Origin of the sequence: Paenibacillus sp. FSL R10-2734, from assembly GCF_037963865.1 — a bacterium.
GTDB lineage: Bacteria > Bacillota > Bacilli > Paenibacillales > Paenibacillaceae > Paenibacillus_AQ.
Map to the genome: position 1 here is coordinate 6,066,165 of NZ_CP150170.1, position 18,207 is coordinate 6,084,371.

At 43.3% G+C, this 18,207-nt stretch carries 15 protein-coding genes; 4 read left to right on the forward strand and 11 right to left on the reverse strand.

The features are described 5' to 3' along the window. Positions 1-6: 6 nt before the first annotated feature. The 6 genes from NSS67_RS26245 to NSS67_RS26270 form a co-directional block, all read right to left on the reverse strand. Positions 7-1,575 carry a DUF5060 domain-containing protein gene (locus NSS67_RS26245; RefSeq protein ID WP_339316669.1) on the reverse strand — a complete coding sequence of 523 codons (1,569 nt, stop codon included), beginning with the start codon at positions 1,573-1,575 and terminating at the stop codon, positions 7-9. 86 nt (positions 1,576-1,661) lie between these two features. Beyond that, positions 1,662-3,242: an ABC transporter substrate-binding protein gene (locus tag NSS67_RS26250; protein ID WP_339316670.1), complete on the reverse strand. Its 1,581-nt coding sequence runs from the start codon at positions 3,240-3,242 to the stop codon at positions 1,662-1,664. Between the two features lie 48 nt (positions 3,243-3,290). Then, positions 3,291-4,175, reverse strand: a complete 885-nt coding sequence (locus NSS67_RS26255; protein WP_339316671.1) for a carbohydrate ABC transporter permease — start codon at positions 4,173-4,175, stop codon at positions 3,291-3,293. 17 nt (positions 4,176-4,192) lie between these two features. After that, positions 4,193-5,110 (reverse strand): ABC transporter permease subunit, encoded by a 918-nt coding sequence (locus tag NSS67_RS26260; RefSeq protein ID WP_339316672.1) that lies wholly within the window; start codon positions 5,108-5,110, stop codon positions 4,193-4,195. Between the two features lie 190 nt (positions 5,111-5,300). After that, positions 5,301-6,686: a helix-turn-helix domain-containing protein gene (locus NSS67_RS26265; RefSeq protein ID WP_339316673.1), complete on the reverse strand. Its 1,386-nt coding sequence runs from the start codon at positions 6,684-6,686 to the stop codon at positions 5,301-5,303. Further along, on the reverse strand, positions 6,683-8,431 hold the full coding sequence (locus tag NSS67_RS26270; RefSeq protein WP_339316674.1) for a histidine kinase: 1,749 nt from the start codon (positions 8,429-8,431) through the stop codon (positions 6,683-6,685). The genes NSS67_RS26265 and NSS67_RS26270 overlap by 4 nt, the downstream gene beginning before the upstream one ends. Before the next feature lie 383 nt (positions 8,432-8,814). On the opposite strand from NSS67_RS26270, the gene NSS67_RS26275 reads away from it, so the two are divergent. Next, positions 8,815-9,165, forward strand: coding sequence for a hypothetical protein (locus tag NSS67_RS26275; RefSeq protein ID WP_339316675.1), 351 nt, complete (start codon positions 8,815-8,817; stop codon positions 9,163-9,165). A 245-nt stretch (positions 9,166-9,410) separates the two neighbouring features. On the opposite strand, the gene NSS67_RS26280 is transcribed toward NSS67_RS26275, so the two are convergent. Next, positions 9,411-12,242 (reverse strand): glycoside hydrolase family 3 C-terminal domain-containing protein, encoded by a 2,832-nt coding sequence (locus NSS67_RS26280; protein ID WP_339316676.1) that lies wholly within the window; start codon positions 12,240-12,242, stop codon positions 9,411-9,413. 217 nt (positions 12,243-12,459) lie between these two features. Here NSS67_RS26280 and NSS67_RS26285 point away from each other — a divergent pair, with 217 nt between their 5' ends. Continuing rightward, entirely contained in the window at positions 12,460-13,071 is a 612-nt protein-coding gene (locus NSS67_RS26285) for a hypothetical protein (protein WP_339316677.1), read from the forward strand. Here NSS67_RS26285 and NSS67_RS26290 read toward each other — a convergent pair. The 4 genes from NSS67_RS26290 to NSS67_RS26305 all read right to left on the reverse strand — a co-directional run bounded on the left by NSS67_RS26290 (position 13,063) and on the right by NSS67_RS26305 (position 15,208). Continuing rightward, positions 13,063-13,740 carry a winged helix-turn-helix domain-containing protein gene (locus tag NSS67_RS26290; protein ID WP_339316678.1) on the reverse strand — a complete coding sequence of 226 codons (678 nt, stop codon included), beginning with the start codon at positions 13,738-13,740 and terminating at the stop codon, positions 13,063-13,065. The two genes, NSS67_RS26285 and NSS67_RS26290, sit on opposite strands and share 9 nt — an antisense overlap. A 376-nt stretch (positions 13,741-14,116) precedes the next feature. Next, positions 14,117-14,473, reverse strand: coding sequence for a rhodanese-like domain-containing protein (locus NSS67_RS26295; protein WP_339316679.1), 357 nt, complete (start codon positions 14,471-14,473; stop codon positions 14,117-14,119). After that, complete coding sequence (locus NSS67_RS26300) at positions 14,473-14,880, reverse strand: rhodanese-like domain-containing protein (RefSeq protein ID WP_339316680.1); 408 nt, start codon at positions 14,878-14,880, stop codon at positions 14,473-14,475. The genes NSS67_RS26295 and NSS67_RS26300 overlap by 1 nt, the downstream gene beginning before the upstream one ends. 7 nt (positions 14,881-14,887) lie before the next feature. Beyond that, positions 14,888-15,208 (reverse strand): rhodanese-like domain-containing protein, encoded by a 321-nt coding sequence (locus NSS67_RS26305; RefSeq protein ID WP_339316681.1) that lies wholly within the window; start codon positions 15,206-15,208, stop codon positions 14,888-14,890. A gap of 101 nt (positions 15,209-15,309) precedes the next feature. Here NSS67_RS26305 and NSS67_RS26310 point away from each other — a divergent pair, with 101 nt between their 5' ends. Beyond that, the gene (locus NSS67_RS26310) at positions 15,310-15,594 is read left to right on the forward strand and encodes a metalloregulator ArsR/SmtB family transcription factor (RefSeq protein ID WP_339316682.1); all 285 of its coding nucleotides are present in this window, start codon (positions 15,310-15,312) and stop codon (positions 15,592-15,594) included. 6 nt (positions 15,595-15,600) lie between these two features. Further along, positions 15,601-18,192 carry an FAD-dependent oxidoreductase gene (locus NSS67_RS26315; protein WP_339316683.1) on the forward strand — a complete coding sequence of 864 codons (2,592 nt, stop codon included), beginning with the start codon at positions 15,601-15,603 and terminating at the stop codon, positions 18,190-18,192. Positions 18,193-18,207: the final 15 nt, after the last annotated feature.

Consider the following 18,207-nt stretch of genomic DNA (forward strand, 5'->3'; position numbering starts at 1 on the left):
TCCCCCTTAATTCTTCGTATTGACTTCCGCCAAAGCATCTTGCTTCACAGCTGCAATTCTTAACGCGATATAAGGCTTGCCAGATAACCTGATCCGGCGATTATAGATATCCCGATACGTGTATTCACCATGACGTACGGTCTCGAATACTTCATGATGTCTTTCAATTTCCATATTCCATGTATCTATAATGTCTACTACAAATTTAGTGCCCTCTAGAATTTCAAGGTCTTTTCCCGGAATTTCAAACACCCAGTGGTCAGGTTGATTCTCTCCGAAATACATCAGATAATAGCTGCCTTGTTCTCCAGCAATCCCAACCTGAAACCACTCATCAATGGGGTTTAACCCTTCCTTAGGACCTTGTTCTACAATTTGTCGCATAAAAGCTAGTCGGTCCATGCTACGTCCTCGAAGTGTACCTCCAATCCCCGTCCAGACTTGATCAACAGCTTCTCCTGCGGGTCTTAGAACCTCACCATGCCCGACATAGGTACCCTCGACCAAGCCACGCCAGAACCGGGCTACTAATTCCTCCGCAGATAACTTACCCCAGCCAAATTGTAGATTGCCCTCATAGCAAACCTCATCGTAGATAATCGGTTTACGATATACGTTGCGCAAGACAACAGCTCTCCCGGGAATCGAAACAGCGAGTCCATCTTGGACACAAGCATGAGTAATCCATGGTCTCCAATGTTCATACATCACAAATCCATTGTGGTTGGAACATAGTCGGCCATAGGGATCATTCTCTTGAATCAGCTGCCCGATTCTGTGCCAATCCTCCATCGTCTTCTCTGCCATAAAATCAAATTCATTGGCCAGTGACCACCATACATTACGATATGCACCTAGCCTGTTCATCACGTATTTCACATAAGCGTCGTCCACCTCTGCCGGCATCCGATCAAAGCCCCATTGTTTATTGTAAGGATGAAGCAGGATGATATCCGCTTCGATGCCTAATTCCAGCAGTGCGATGATATTCTTCTCAATCATTTGAAAATAAGCAGGATTAAACCTATGGAAATCCCAAGATTCTGTCGGACTACCTGCAAACGGAAAGCATGGAATATGTTCAGAGCTGAATTTGCTGTAATGTGGAAGCACGCACATTCTGACTTTGTTGAATGGGCCCTCAGCTAAACTTTGTAATGTCTGTTCCACCAGTCCCTGCTGTTGATGTGCCCAACCATAAGAGGTTGTTCCAACAGGGATATATGGCTTGCCATCAGCGTATTCGAAATGGTAATCATTTCGTACCCTCACCGGACCGTGATTATTACCGGAGGGCATAACACATTGAAAGCTTCCTTCGCTTCCAACAAGCTCCTCACAATTTGAAGCGGTCCGATAATGCCATTGTCCTACTTGATCCGGCATAAATCGAATTAGATAATTACCCTCGCCGTTATAAAAACCCGATACATTCACGGTTTTTCCTGCGATATGCCTGAATTCAACAGTAATCTCCACATCCCAATAGGGATTTCCTGTTGCTGGCCCCTTCAGATGGATCTCGAATACTGACCATTTTTCTATTTCGAATGAATCAATCGCTGTTGTTTGCATACTACACCTCACGAATTATGAACTTGACTCAAAATAAAAGCGCCTGTCGGAGCGCCGCCGCTCCGACAGGCGCCGGATAATCATTTTTATTGCACTCTGTCTAAATACGCATCCAGCTGCGATTGAATTTCTAATCCAACTTTATCTTGCCCAGCTTTCTTTGCATCTTCTTTATACTTTTCTAGAGAACTGTCTACATTATCGACTAGACCCAACTCAAGCAGTGGTAAATATTTCGTCTTAGAACTGTTTATCGCAGCCTGCTCATTTCTAATTTTACTATCATCCAATCTGAAGCCTGAAGTTATATTCTGAATAACAAACTTCTCCCACTCATCATCGATATCCACCGAAATTTGAGGTACATCTACACTAATACGCTCGAACTCCTCATTTTTAAAGCCCCATGTTCCGCCACTACCAAATGCATACTTATCTTGTTCAGGTCCAGGCTTCCATTTGTCATCGCCCACAGGCTCCCAATGCTTACCTTCAATCCCTAAACGAAGCAATTCATTGTATTTACGATCGAATTTCATCTTATCAAGTAACATAAATGCACGTTCCTTGTTCTCTGATGAATCCGCAACGGCCATCCCATCCCCAGTATAACGTCCAAGATACTTCACTCCGCCTTCAGTAATATCATAGATCTCAGGCTTCCATTCCGGATGAGTTTTGTTGATCGTCTGTGCAGACATGGCAATTGTACCAATGTTCCAGATTAAGGATGCGGAAGTTCCATTCTCAAATGCATCTCTTGGCTGTGTCTTGTTCGAAATTGCATTTTTGGACCAGAAGCCTTGATCCGCCCATGATTTCATTCTCGTTACCCAATCTTTATACATCTGAGTTTCGTAAATCCATTCCATTTTATTCGGCGCAGATTGAGCCTCTTCACTCGTCTGAACATAATCTGTATTGGTATTAATAAAGTACAACTCATTTAATTGCTGTAGCATCAGCAGCTTGAACTGATCATTATTTTGGGAAGCCGCGTAGGCAAAAATCCCCTTCTCGTTCTTTGCAACAGCAGAATAGTATGCTTCTAGATCATCAACGGATTTAATTTCTGGAAGTCCATATTTTTCTCTAAGATCACCACGAATAACAATCGCTTGGGATGGATTCGCTGTTGCCTTATTATTCGGTATGAAATACGCCTTACCATTGATTTTAGCCTGTTCAAACGACACTTTTTCTTGTTTCTCCCAGGTCATCGGCATATACTTTTGCAGTACTTCATCCGTTACTTCAGCAAAAGCACCTTTTGCCGCCTCCTGATCGTACATTGCCCAATCCGAAGTGAAAATCAGATCCACTTTGTCACCTGAGGCAAATACGAGGGGATAACGCTGTGTCCAATCACTGAACGGTAGAAACTCAACGCGAAGCGATGCATTAAAATCCTGTTCTATTAATTTATTTAATTCATCGTATACTGCATCAAAGTCAGCCGGCTTATCACCAACCAAGAACATTTTCAAATCTACATGCTTGGAGATGTCTACGCCATTTACTGTTTTAGTAGCAGTAGTCGAACCTTCATCAGCACTACTACTATTCGCTCCATTATTCGCCCCATTGCCGCCGCAGGCTGACAATAGGCTTAATAACATGACCAACGATACTACGAGCAGGCTAGACTTTTTGAAAGATCCTTTCATTTAAACCCCTCCTAGATTTATTTGCTATGCATAGTTCAATAATCAGAGTTACCCTTTGACTGCACCAATCGTTAGGCCCTTCACAAAGTATTTCTGGACGAATGGGTAGAGAAAGATAATTGGTCCTGTAACAACAACGGTAAGCGCCATTTTTAATGATTCGACCGGGAAAGAGGCTATATACTCACCTGATTGCTCCATAATAGAGCGAATCGCTTGAATATCACCAAGCAATTTATAGAGAAAATATTGCAATGGATATAGTTTATCGTCGGATATGAAGAGCATGGCGTGGTACCAGTCATTCCAATAACCTAAGGCTGTAAATAACCCTAATGTAGCCACAACAGGTTTAGAAAGCGGGAGAATCAGCTGGATGAATATTCGAATATCACCCGCGCCGTCTATTTTGGCTGATTCAACAATAGCAAAGGGAATGCCTCTCATGAAGCCTTTGGCCAGCAAGATATTCCATACCGAAACTAGCGAAGGAAGAATTAACGCCCAGATTGAATTTTTTAATCCGTAGTACTTCACACACATAATATAATAGGGAACCAGTCCTCCACTAAAAAGTGTGGTAAAGAAGAAGAAGAATGAGAACCTGTTACGCCATTCAAAATCAGGCCTTTGCAGAACGTATCCTGTCATCAGTCCAATGAAGACAGCTAAACCCGTTCCAACCACGGTAACAAGCAACGTTACACCATAAGATCGAAGAATCGACTCTGGATTTTCGAATACTAGTTTATATCCTTCTAAACTGAATTCTCTTGGAAAAAGACTGTATCCATGTTGAATAATCGATTGCTCGCTTGAAAAAGATGAAGCCAAAATAAGTAGAAAGGGTATGAAACAAATAATTGCTAATATTCCGACGAAAGGATAACCAACCGCATTAAATATTCTTTCATCCAAGTTTTTTCTCACCATAAACACTCCCCCTAACTTTAAAACAATGCATAATCACTGTTAATTCTCTTGATGATAAAGTTGACGAGCAATATGGTTAAGAAGCACATCGCCGACTGATAGAAGCCTGCCGCCGCTGCCATACCGATTTCTGACGACTTAAGTAGTGATCTGAATACAAAAGTATCAATAATATCCGTCTGAGCGAATAACGCCCCGTTATCTCCAATTAATTGATAGAATAAACCGAAATCACCACGGAAAATCTGACCAACGGATAGTAAGAATAACGTAATGATCATTGGCAATATGCTTGGGAGCATAATGTAGCGAATACGCTGGAACAAGTTCGCACCATCTATTTTTCCAGCATCATACATTTCAGGATCAATGCTAATAATAGCTGCTAAGTAAATAACCGTACCGTATCCCAATTCCTTCCACAATTTAAAAAACACAATAAGATATTTCCAAATTCCAGCATCGCCATATACATTGACAGGATCTACTCCAAAGAGTGCAAGTGTACTATTCAGCATGCCATGCTCAAAGTTGAAAATGTTATACACGATAGAACCAACGATTACCCAAGAAATGAAGAACGGAAGGAACATTACGGACTGTGCGATTTTCTTGAAAAACTTCGAACCAATTTCACTTAAAAAAATTGCAGTAATGATTTGCATGGAGGTTACAATTAAGATAAATGCCAGGTTGTACAGAATAGTATTACGAGTAACATGCCAGGCGTCGCCTGAGAGAAAGAAGTATTTGAAATTTTCAATTCCAACCCATGGACTTCCAAATATGCCCAAAGAGTATTGAAATTTTTTAAATGCTAGTACAACACCGCCCATAGGAATGTAAGCAAATAAGATAACATGGAGTGTTGCAGGTAATAGCATTAGCAGCAACACTCGGTGTTTAATTAACCTCTTTACAAACGGATTCCCCATGACCCTCACCTCTTTCGTGTTTCATGATGATTGCGATTTATGATAGATAAAGAATAACACGCAATCAGAGAAGTTTAATTAGAGGGATGGCAGAACTAAGGGTAGGGTAGTGTCCGATAATTATCCATCTTCGGACACCACTCTACCCTATTTACGGTCATGAATCTACTCTTTATAAAATCGCTTACATTTACTGTTCCCCTCGTCGAAATTCGCTTGGCGTTTTGCCAGTCTGCTCGCGAAATAATCTACTAAAATACTTATCGTCCGAATACCCTATCTGTTCAGAAATCCAAACAATTGGGCGATTCGTACGCATTAAATATTCTTTTGCTTTTTCAATCCGAGCCTGCTGTACAAACTCGTTAAACGAACGACCTACGATATCTTTAAAGCATTGATTAAAATAACTTCTACTCATGTTGACTCTTTTGGCTACGTCCACTGCAAAAACCTGTTGACCTAGCTCTTCGTGAACGATTCGAACGGCTACCATGATGCAATTCACGACCTCTTTAGAATATTGAGATCCGATTTCGTCCGAGACGGATTTCTTTAAGTTAATAAACCAACCTTCACATTCATTCCAATGCATAAATGGACCAGGCATGGAAGCATTTGAAGAAACCGCTGAACTATAGCATTTATTCCACTCTGAAGAGATTTCCATCATAAATCTACTTAGTCTTGGAACGGACAATTGCAGTGCTTTTAGCTCCTGTAAAAGCTGACGCAGTAGGCTATTATCTCGCATCCAGTTAAAATTCAGCCACTCAGACATTTGAGCTGCAAGGACTTCTTCATTCATTACAATGGGAGCCTTGTCCATGTTATCCATATGTGCTGTAATCATATCGTTTTCTATGGCGTCTAGATAAAAAAAATGTTTATGACTATCACGACGTAATATGCGAAATACATCTGACCGTTCTCTTCCTTGAAGCCCTTCGACTTTAACAATCATCCAGTCCCGAGGGGTTGGAATACGTTTTAACACCTCATTATTAGCTTTAACCGCATCAGGTTGCCAGAACCAACAATTACCATAAATTTCTATCCATTCTCCTGTGCCTAGCATAGCTTGTTCCCACTGCGTATCCGCCTGTTCCAAGGAAGAATAAATGATATAACCAACATCAGAAACGAATGTGTCAAGCCGATGGTTACTACTAATAGTGTCGACTCCTTTGCCCCGCTCGTGCAACAGCCTGCTGTGGATACGACCTAACACTTCTTCGAAGTGCTCCCGCTCCAACTGGATTTTGGCGATATAATCAATGGCTCCTAACCTAAGCGCTTCCTGCACAAATTCAAAATCTTGATGGAGCGTCAACACTATCATAAATACTTCCGGGAATCTTTCCTTCGTCGCTTTCATCAGTTCAAGACCCGACATAACAGGCATCGAGAGATCCGTCATTAGCAGCTCAACTGAATGGTTCTCCATAAATTCTAATGCCATTTCCCCATTGCTAGCCTCTCCTATAACTTGCATATCGAAGCGACTCCATGGCATGGCAGATATCAGACCTCTTCGAACAAGGTTATCATCATCTACGACTAGCACATTAATCATTTCGTTTCCTCCTTCTCAAGAAACGGAATCGTTAAATAAACGGTCGTTCCTATGCCTAGCTCACTCTCGATATCCAGTTTAGCCCGTCCCTCGTAATAGGATTGCATCATTCTCTTCACGTAGTTCATACCAATACCCATTCCAACCTTTCTGAAATCGGATTGTTCCTCCGTAAGTAATCTCTTTATTTCTTCTTCTGAAATACCCGATCCGTTATCTGCAATGGAGATGACGATATCCTCATCATGACGATTGACCTCTACTTGAATACTTCCTTTATCATTAAGACCATGATAGAGTGCATTCTCCACAATAGGTTGCAATATGAAACGTGGAACTAAAACATCCATAACCCGCTCATCTACTTTGATCCTCATGTCAAATTTGAAGTTATATCGTATTTGCTGTAGCAGTAAATACTGGTTGAGAGAATCGATTTCTTCTCGAATCGTTGATTGTTCACCAAGCTTCCCCAAGTTGTAGAAGAGTAGCTTATTCAATGACGATACCAGTCGATCGATTTCATCTTGTCCATTGATAACAGCAAGCCAATGAATCGTATCCAACGTGTTCATCAGAAAATGTGGATTGATCTGATAAAGCAGCTTTTCAATTTCGAGATCTGCCCTTTTCTTTTCTTTCATCTCTACTTCTGTAAAAAGCTCTGAAATTTGAATCTTCATCTCGCTAAATTGCAGAAGCAGACTATCAAACTCTGGAATATGGGTAACAGCAGACTGCCGATGAAATTGCCCGATCGACATCCATTTAATTTCTCGATTAAATTCCCGTAGAGGATGATAGATCATCTTCCACAATAAAAGAGAGATGAGCGCTATCACGACAACAAACAGCAGAAAAATTAAGAAGATTTGTATGACCCATTTATCGCGTTCGTAATTATAGCTTGCTTTCGGAACGAGAGAAATGATGCTCCACCCTTGAGTGCTTGTTATCTCAAACCAATAGTAGCCTTTCCTCTGTCCAGACACATCTTTCTCTTGCAGAGTGAGGAACTGCTCTCCATGCTTAAATATATTTTCGTCCTCACTAAAAGCTACTTTTCCAGAGCTATCCAGAATGAGATGAAATGATTGGAGTGAAATTCGACTATCCAGAATACTCTTCGTCAAATCATACGCAGATTCAACATAGATATAAATGTTATCTCGACCCGGAATTTCAATTTTTTTAAGTGCGGAGACGACTTTTTCATTGCTATATCGTTCATAGCTAAGATGTGGAGCAAAATCTAAAACACCATATCGATCCGAAATTACCGATGTCAAATCATCAATAGAGAAAATAGATTTAACCGATGTACTCTCAGATATTATTTTCCCTTCATTGGCATCATAATATAATGCAAGTCCGACCGTCGGGTTGGTAAACGTCAGTAAGCTTAACTCTTCTTGAATCTCTGTAGATAGCTGTTGCTGTTCCGCTTCCTCATGAGAGAGTATCAATTGTTGCAGCTTATACCCTGTGCTACTTTGAATCGATAACTGCTGGGTGACAGTATTTAAATTATTGTAGGCGCTTTCAAGGGACAATTGGACTTGTTTAAGATTACTGTTCACGCCTGAATCCAGCTTACTTAACAATATTGAAGACATCGCATTATAGGACAATAACACTGTACTTACAAACGGAATCAATGCACTTGCCGCGAATAGGAGTGCGATTCTATTTTTTAAGGTCAACTGCTGGAACCAACCACCTATCTTATGACGCAGATCTAGCATATCATTACCATCCTATTATGTTGTTTTGAAAATCCGTAGACCAAAACCCAAAATATGTACAAGATTACAAAATCACTTATTAGGCTATTATTTCATAAGTTTCGTTAGCGATAAAGAAATATCTTATAAAACAATATATAAATGACTTAATTAGCATTAGTAATCAGATGATTCTCGATAATATTGGTATGGACGTGAATCATATAGAAATTCCTGAGCCGTACCTTCACTGGACGTTTGGCAGTGTCTTTTATCGAAATCTTGAGTTTCTAATCAAAGCAGCTAGCCGTTGATTTTCAAATCTTTAAATCCAGTTATTCAATATCATGGTACAATTTAAGGGAATACAGCTTATAACGAGCGACTGGAAGGGGCGATCGATAATGGTCTTTGGGATACTGTTTATTGGAGTTGTTGTCTTTATTATCATACAGTCCGTAGTTCGTAATGGTTCAAGCTCGAACAGCAACAGATTTAAGGGAAATAGACGTGATGATGCCGCCAGCATGTCTTTTATGGCTGCTAGCCATCCAGATCTGCTGGATACAAATAACCCGAATCACTCTAATCACTCTAATCACTCCCAAAAGCATCAACATCAACACCAACACGGAGGCGACTCCCATCACCATTCCGGACATGACAGCGGGAATAGCTGGGGTGGGGATAGCGGGCACAGTAGCGGGGGAGATTTCGGTGGAGGAGATTCTGGTGGCGGTGGCGGATGTGATTAGTGCGTTACTCTATAACAAAAGGAAAAGGGCATCCCTGATATTGCTTCAGGAGTGCCCTTTTTATGTTTATTGCCTTTTTAATACACTAAGAATCTTTGCTTGAGTCTGACTTAAAAAATTCTCAGCACCGTGCGGGTGTAGTGGTTCACTCCAAGCGAATCCATCGCCTTCCTCAATTCCGTTAGCAATCCGACATCCCAAGCACTCCATATTTCACACTCCATCCCAGGATCAAAGGTCATCTATTATTGATTAAATTGAACTCGGCTGAGAAGCACCTCACCGTTAAAGACTACATAAACATCGGTAGTACCAGACTCTATGGATACTTCACCAGTCAATGTGCTCCACTGTTGCAGAACTCTACCAGAAGGAACAGTCACAGATCCAACCTGTTTCCCAGCTGGGCTTCCAGTTCTGATCTCGATACTGCCACCTTTTGCAGAGGATACCACAGCTTCAAATGCTATTGCTCCATGATCGAATAATACATCGTTAAAAGCGATCCATGCGCCCTCTTTTACCGGATGTATAGAAGCCCCTCCTGCTTTGCATTCGTCCAGATATACGCCTTCGTAGTCATCATAATTCTCTGCTTTGGTGTTATTGTACAGATTACGAGATGGGATGATGTCCCCTTGAACAGTTATTTGGGCGGATAATTGGATATCAGCTGAAGAACGGCCGATCAGAATCGCGTATTCTCCATTTTCGACGCAATATTGCTCACGTGTAACATCCCAGAATGCCAGCTCGGAGACTGGTAGAGTAAACTCTACTGTATGCGATTGACCTGCGGCGATGCTCGCTTTTTCAAAACCCTTCAATTGTTTAATTGGACGTTTGACCCGGGAATTCAAAGCCTGCACATATAGCTGTACAACCTCGTCCCCATCGACTGCTCCCGTATTATCCACTTGAACGGAAATGTTAAGCGTATCGTCTTGTTGCAGATCGTTGGTGCTTACATTTAGGTTGCTATAGGAAGTTTGGGCGTAACTTAAGCCGTGACCAAAAGGATACAATGGCTCTCCATCAAAGTACATATAGGTTCTTTTGCCTTTGATAATATCATAATCCATCAGCTCAGGCAGCTGCTCCACAGAACGGAACCAAGTCATATTCAGCTTGCCAGAAGGACTGTAATCTCCGAAAAGAACCTCTGCAACTGCATTGCCCAGCTCTTGTCCACTGTGGGAAGTATATAGAACTGCCGGAATATTCTCGTCAATCCAAGTGGAAGATATCGGGTAACTGCCGACAATAACTACCACTGTATTCGGATTCGCTTCATAGACTGCTTTGACCAGACGCTCTTGCTCCTCTGGAAGCACAATATCGGGTCTGTCGATTTCTTCTTTACCATTAAGAAGTGGATGATTACCGACAAAAACCACGGCCACTTCAGCAGCTTTGGCAGCTTCTACAGCAGCTTTTATGCCGTTAGTTACTATGTTCTTTTTGAAAAGACGAGCATCCGCATTTGCGTCCTGATCAGCAACCTGCAACGTGCCATCCTCAGCATTCACAGAGATCAATTTGTCATTCCAAGTCCGTAAGGATACTGTACCTTCAGCTTCCGGAACGATGTTTATGGATTCTTTTACAAACCAACCGTAGATTTCGTCAGCAGATGCTGTGAGCTTCTCTGCATCATTTAGAGTCACATACTGTCCCCGACTTGTCGCCTTCAGCGTATTGCTGGTCCAGCCCCAAGCCGTATGTTGGAACATTTCTCCGTGCTCTGCCGTGTCATGCTGTACAGCCAATCTTCCGTCCTCACCGGTAATTCCGATGGCTTGACCATTTGCTGCTGAGGTAAGAATGATTTGATCTGCGCCGCTCTCAAAAGTAACTTGTTTGCCAGGTAGCTTCTTACTCACACCCTGAAGTGGAGTCACTCCATACGGTAATGTGCCGGAATACCAGTCTCTGAAAGCTTCATCGCCAAGCGGACCAATAATCGCTACTTTGTTCAATTCGGTCTTGCTTAGTGGTAATGTCGCTTGTTCATTCTTCAGCAGCACTATGGATTGTTTGGCAGCTTCCATGGAAAGTTCGGCATGCTTTTTGCTAAGAATAACGGAATCGTCGATTGCTGTGTATGGGTTTCCTTCAGCCGGGTCAAATTCTCCCAGACGGAAGCGAACTCTAAACGTGTTAGTTAGCGCACGATCCAGATCTTCCTCAGCTAGTAGGCTTTGGTTCAGTGCTTCATGAAGAACCTTGATCGTTTCCTCGGTTTCTTCTGTTACGCTGTCAATTCCGTTTTTGATAGATTCTGCCATCGATTGTGCAAAAGACTCATAATACTTATGATCCTTCACAATCCCGAATAAATCGCCGGCATCACTGACGATAAAGCCGTCCATATCCCACTCGCCTTTGACCACATCCATTACTGCCGGATGAAGAATAACAGGTACACCATTCACCGAGTTATAGGCGGTCATCATGGATTGTGCGCCACCTTCTTGAAAAGCAGGCTTGAACGCTTCCAGATAATACTCGCGCATATTTCTTGGGTCGATGCTGGCGGAACAGTTCCCGCGTTCGATCTCGTTGTTGTTCCCTAGAAAGTGTTTAAGCGTTGCGACCGCTTTCAAATAAACGGGGTGATCACCTTGAATCCCTTGCACAAGTGAGGTGCTGAGTTGTCCAGTCAGTTCCGGATCTTCACCGTAAGCTTCTTCCGTTCTGCCCCAACGTGGGTCACGCTCCATATCCACCGTTGGCGCCCATAACGTCAGGCCATTCACCGTTGGATTCTTTTTGTAAAATGCTCTTGCTTCATCTCCGATAGCTGAACCAATTTCCTTCATCAGTTCCGGGTTCCAGGTACAAGCCAGTCCACTTGGCTGCGGAAAAGAAGTCGCTTTTCCAAGCCAGGAAATTCCGTGCGCCGCTTCTGTACCATGCTTATAGGCTCCAACGCCCAAACGCTCTATGGCAGCTTGATACTGGGGGATCAGGCTTACTTTTTCATCAAGCGTTAATCTAGAGATCAGATCCTGCACTCGTTCATTTAGAGGTAAATCAATCTGTTGAAATGGATATTTAGATGCCACTGTTTCCATCAAAATCGCTCCTTCGATTCAAGTTGATAGCGGTTTCATATGTTCTCAAGGTTGTTGTCTATGTTAAACACAAATCTGGTCTATCAACATAATCATAGAAGATTAGGTCGATAAGTAACACCTTAACAATCTAAGTGAAAATCAGGTCATAATTAGAGATTTTGGGGTGGGGTAGTCGCCATCTCCTTTAGTGGGATGCGAGTTAGAACGGGGATGATTGATTGGCGGGGCGGGTGGGGGACGATATCTAGGGGATTCTTGCCTCTCTTTCGCCCAATTCACCTATGCCGCTCTAATCTGCGGGATTTATACCGCTCATTTGCTCGTTTTCCGTGCCACAGCCCTATTCTGCGGGATTTATACCGCTCATTTGCTCGCTTTCCGTCTCACAGCCCTATTCTGCGGGATTTATACCGCTCATTTGCTCGTTTTCCGTCCCACAGCCCTATTCTACGGGATTTATACCGCTCATTTGCTCGTTTTCCGTCTCACAGCCCCAATCTACGGGATTTATACCGCTCATTTGCTCGTTTTCCGTTCCACAGCCCTATTCTACGGGATTTATACCGCTCATTTGCTCGCTTTCCGTTCCACAGCCCTATTCTACGGGATTTATACCGCTCATTTGCTCGTTTTCCGTCTCACAGCCCCAATCTACGGGATTTATACCGCTCATTTGCTCGCTTTCCGTCCCACAGCCCCAATCTACGGGATTTATACCGCTCATTTGCTCGCTTTCCGTCCCACAGCCCTATTCTGCGGGATTTATACCGCTCATTTGCTCGGTTCTCGCCTTAACTCCATGGATTATACCGTCCATTCACCATAGGTGGATGTCCCTAAAAGAATGAACATATTCATATCTGCAAACCCTCCCACTTACCTGAGAAACTACCGGATTGAACTTTCCTTTCTCACAAAGAGACCTCATATACTTCCTAGCCGTCCTAAGATCTATCCCAAGCTCCCTCACCAAATCAACCGGCCGAATGCACCCGTTCGAACGTACCGCAATCCGCAAAATATCACGCTCCAGTCTGCTAAAATCCATCTTCTCTTCCGCCCTCAATGCAAGATAAGGCATCAACAATGGTCTTAACAAAGTAATCGTAAGTTCTGGATTCGCCTCCAGGTCATCGTAAGGAATCGCCACCACCCGGTAACCCGCAATTTGCAGATACGTCTCTCGATTCAGCTCTTGCCTGTATCGCGTTCGGTCTGTATTTTGCACATGAGGGCCGTACCCTTTTATTTCAAACGCAAACTTAACTTGCCCCGGCTTCCACACAAAATCAACAAAATAGGGCTTGCTGCGCCAATCTGCCACTTCATATTCAGGATGAAAATCATTGAAATGCCCCATCATGGGCCACCATACCTTTTCCACAAACATTCGCTCACCATGCCCATGTCCCCGCTCCAACCTCCCACGCCGTTCTCCCGTTCTTCGACTAATATGATCTTCGACCCAACGACTATGCTCCTCCGTAAATCCCATACGTCACCCTCCTCCTTGGCATAAAAAAATCCCGCACCCAAATATGGGTACGGGACGTGCTTCGTCCTATTACTCAAAAGTATAGTATTCGCTTTCTGATGATGTCAATGGTACTCTACACTCTACCACGATGCCTATCCAGCTAACAATTACTTATCCAGCAAAAAAGCAAATTGGTTTGAGTATGGTGCGCTAAGTAAGTTCAGCAAAAGTTAGCATACTACAGCAGTTCAGTTACAGTAAGCTCATTTACAGTAAGTTCAGCTAGAGTAGTTCTGCTAAAGTAGCCTCAGTTAGTGTGAATTCAGTTAGAATGAGATCAGCTAGAATAACCTCATTAGAGTAATCTAGACTTCCCCTTTTATCCCCCCAAACCCTACCGCCGACTCAACTTCCCATCCCAGCTACTTATCCCGCCCTGCAAATGTGCAAGCCGAGTATACCCATGTTTACCCAAGATCCGCGCTGCGTTCTTGCTTCGCATGCCACTGCGGCAGTAGAGCAGGACATCCCGATCCTTCGGGATATCGCCTAGCCTCTGCTCTAGCTGAGATAGCGGGATGTTTTTCGCTCCCGGGATAAATCCACTCTTGTATTCCTCCGGTTCACGAACATCGATCAGCAGCTTATTTTTAGATTGCTGCATTTCGCTACGAAACTCTGCCACCTTCAACGTCCTTACACTTGCGCTATTACCAAATCCGAGACGGGAAAATATTGAACTTAAATCCATTATCCTTCGCACCCTTTCACCGAAATATCGGAGAGCGTTATTTTGTTCCGTAAAAAATCACCATTTACCGCATATAACTTACGAAATCCTTGCTTATAGAGAATTCTTGCGGCTTTGTTTCTTTTATAGTAACTCCCTGCAAGAATTAGAACGGAGTCGTCTGACGAAAGACAGTGCTGCCACACATAGGCTAGCCGCCCTAACGATATATTTATCGAACCACGGATACTGTCCTCCTGGTATTCAACGGCATCCCTGACATCGAGCATTTTCATAACTTGTGATTGATCTGCTAATTCGTGTGCCTCGCGAGCTTCCACATAAGAGAGTGAACGGACAGGCCAAGCGTAACGCAGGACCCGTACAACAGTTATTACTAATAGTACAATCAGTATGAACCGTAACATCGCGCTATTACTCCCGTACCAAAAAATCATCAGTCCAAGCGCCTAACCCACCTGTCATATTCACAACGTTATAACCCTTCTCAATTAGCAGCTCACAAGCCAGTCCACTTCGCCCACCACTTAAGCACATCACAATCGTCTCTTCATTAGGATCCAGGTCATCTATACGCATTAATAGCTGACCGAGTGGAATATGCTTAGCACCGATAACATGTCCCTCCACCCATTCCGCTAGTTCGCGTACATCTAGCATTGTAAGAGCCTCTCCATTCTTCAGGCGTTCCGCCACTTGCTGAGGGGTTATTTCCTTGGAAATTTTAAAAGACATTGATCATCTCTCCTTCACATAAATAAAATAAACTTGATTTTCATATCACTATATCATAATATTACGATATAAGGATATTGTAAATCGAGGTGCTCATTACCATGGACAATAATTTTAAAGCCTATAATCAAACCGCCGAAACATTAAAAGCGCTGGCTCATCCAGTTCGCTTGTGCATCATTAAAGGTCTACTTAAAAAAGGCAGCTGCAACGTCAGCTTCATGCAGGACTGTCTAGACCTTCCTCAATCTACGGTATCCCAGCATTTACAGAAGCTTAGATCACTTGGCATTGTTGAAACCGAACGTCATGGACTTGAAATTAACTATTCTGTTAAAGACGAGAAAATCAAACATCTAATTGAGTTATTTTTAGGGGAGGAATAAATTATTATGAGTAAAAAAGTATTAATTGTCGGTGGAGTTGCAGGAGGTGCCTCGGCAGCCGCTCGACTTCGGAGATTAGATGAAGAGGCTCATATCGTAATGTTTGAGCGTGATCCGTACATTTCTTTTGCCAACTGCGGACTGCCTTATTATATCGGAGGTTCCATTCAGGACCGTTCCAAGCTGCTGGTACAGACACCCGAAGCGATGTATAACCGTTTTAACATCGATGTTCGGATTCAAAGTGAAGTGGTGTCTATCGACCCTGTGAACAAGAAAGTACGAGTAGAAAGTAAAGAAAAAGGCTCCTATGAAGAGAGCTACGATGCGCTTATTTTATCGCCAGGTGCTAAACCGATTCGTCCGAATTTGCCTGGTATCGAGAGTTCCAAAATCCACATGCTGCGCAACATTCCCGACACTGACAAAATCAAAACTAAAGTCGAAGCGGAAGGCACTCGTTCAGCCGTTGTGATCGGAGGCGGATTTATCGGTGTTGAAATGGCCGAGAACCTCAGAGAAGCTGGACTCGAAGTTTCGTTAATTGAAGCGGGGCCGCAAATCCTAGCTCCATTCGATAGTGAAATGTCTTCTATTTTGGCAAAAGAGCTTGATGAGCATGGCGTTAATCTTATTTTTTCGGATATGGTCCAAGGGTTTGCCGAGGTTGGAGAACAGATTCAGGTTCAATTAGCAAGTGGTACTGTACTTCAAAGTGACATGGTCCTGCTAGCTATCGGCGTTTCGCCTGACACCTCTTTCTTGAAGGACAGCGGCTTAGAATTCGGTCCTCGCGGCCATATTGTGGTCAATGAACGGATGGAGACAAATCTGGATCAAGTGTACGCTGTAGGTGACGCGGTTGAAGTGGTTGATTTCGTAAACGGAACTAAAACCGCCATTCCACTAGCAGGCCCTGCCAATAAGCAAGGACGGATTGCAGCGGACAACGTTAGTGGTTTAGGCACTACTTACAAGGGTTCCCAAGGAACCTCCATCATCAAAGTATTTGGAATCACAGGTGCTTCTACCGGTAATAATGAAAAAACACTACAACGCTTAGGCTTACCTTATCACGTGATTTATGTACATCCAAGCTCTCATGCAACCTATTATCCTGGGGCAACTCCGATATCTATGAAGCTGATTTTTGATCCAAAAGGTACAGTGCTCGGAGCACAAGCTGTTGGTTATAGCGGCGTAGATAAACGTATCGACGATATTGCTACAGTGATTCGCTTCAGAGGTACGGTCACTGATTTAACAGAATTGGAGCTTACTTACGCCCCTCCTTATTCTTCCGCTAAAGATCCGGTGAATATGGCTGGCTTTGCCGCTGAGAATATTTTGAAAGGCATGACCACAGTATTCGTTCCTAAGGATTTAGAAGGTCGCGATAAGAACAATACCATTTTGGTTGACGTACGTTCGGAAATCGAGCATGCCAACGGTCATATTGAAGGCTCCATTAACATCCCTGTAGATAATCTACGTGGTCGTCTAGCCGAGCTTGATCCTAGTAAAGAAATTTGGGTGTATTGCCAAGTTGGACTTAGAGGCTACACCGCTTCCCGGATTTTGCAGCAAAAAGGTTTCCGTGTGAAGAATCTGACTGGTGGTTATAAGACGTACCAACTGAGCAAATATTCGCCTAAAAAAGATGACTTAACGCCAAACGCAGTTCATTCAGCGGCCCGTAAAGAAATTGCAGCAACAGTAGCACCGGCGGAAATGGGGACTGGGACAATTGGAGCTGGAACAGCTACTGTTATCGAATCAACTACAGCTTCCGCGTCCATCTCTAGCGCACCAGTCTCACCCCCAGTCAAGCAAGAATTGGATCTAACACCTGATTCCGTGCTTGATGCCTGCGGACTATGCTGCCCAGGGCCACTGATTCAAGTCAAGATGAGTATGGATCCGCTTCTGGACGGACAAATCTTGAAGGTAACGGCATCCGATCCAGGATTCTTCGAAGATATTAAGGCATGGGCTCGCATGTCCCAGAACACGCTTTTGCAATTAACGAAGCTGCCTACTGGTATGATTGAAGCTTATCTGCGCAAAGGAATTACCGAGGATTCAGCATCAGCCGCCGCCGGAGCAGGTGTGCAAGCAATCCAAACAAACAACGCAAGCACGATGGTAGTGTTCAGCGGTGATTTGGATAAAGCGATCGCATCCTTCATCATTGCCAATGGAGCAGCCTCCAGCGGTAAAAAGGTTACCATGTTCTTTACCTTCTGGGGCCTGAACATTATCCGCAAGGATGAGAAAGTGCCTGTGAACAAGAACTTCATCGGCAAAATGTTCGGTGCTATGATGCCACGCGGCAGCCGTAAATTGACGCTTTCAAATATGAACATGATGGGCATGGGTTCCAAGATGATTCGCTCTGTAATGAAGAACAATAATGTCTCTTCATTAGAAGAATTGATTCAGATGGCTGTTGACCAAGGCGTCGAGATCGTCGCTTGCCAAATGTCTATGGATCTTATGGGCATCACCCGCGAAGAACTAATCGACGGCGTTGGAATCGGCGGGGTAGGTTATTACCTCGGCCAAGCCGACCAATCAAGTCATAACCTATTTATCTAAATTGTTAACAGTAAA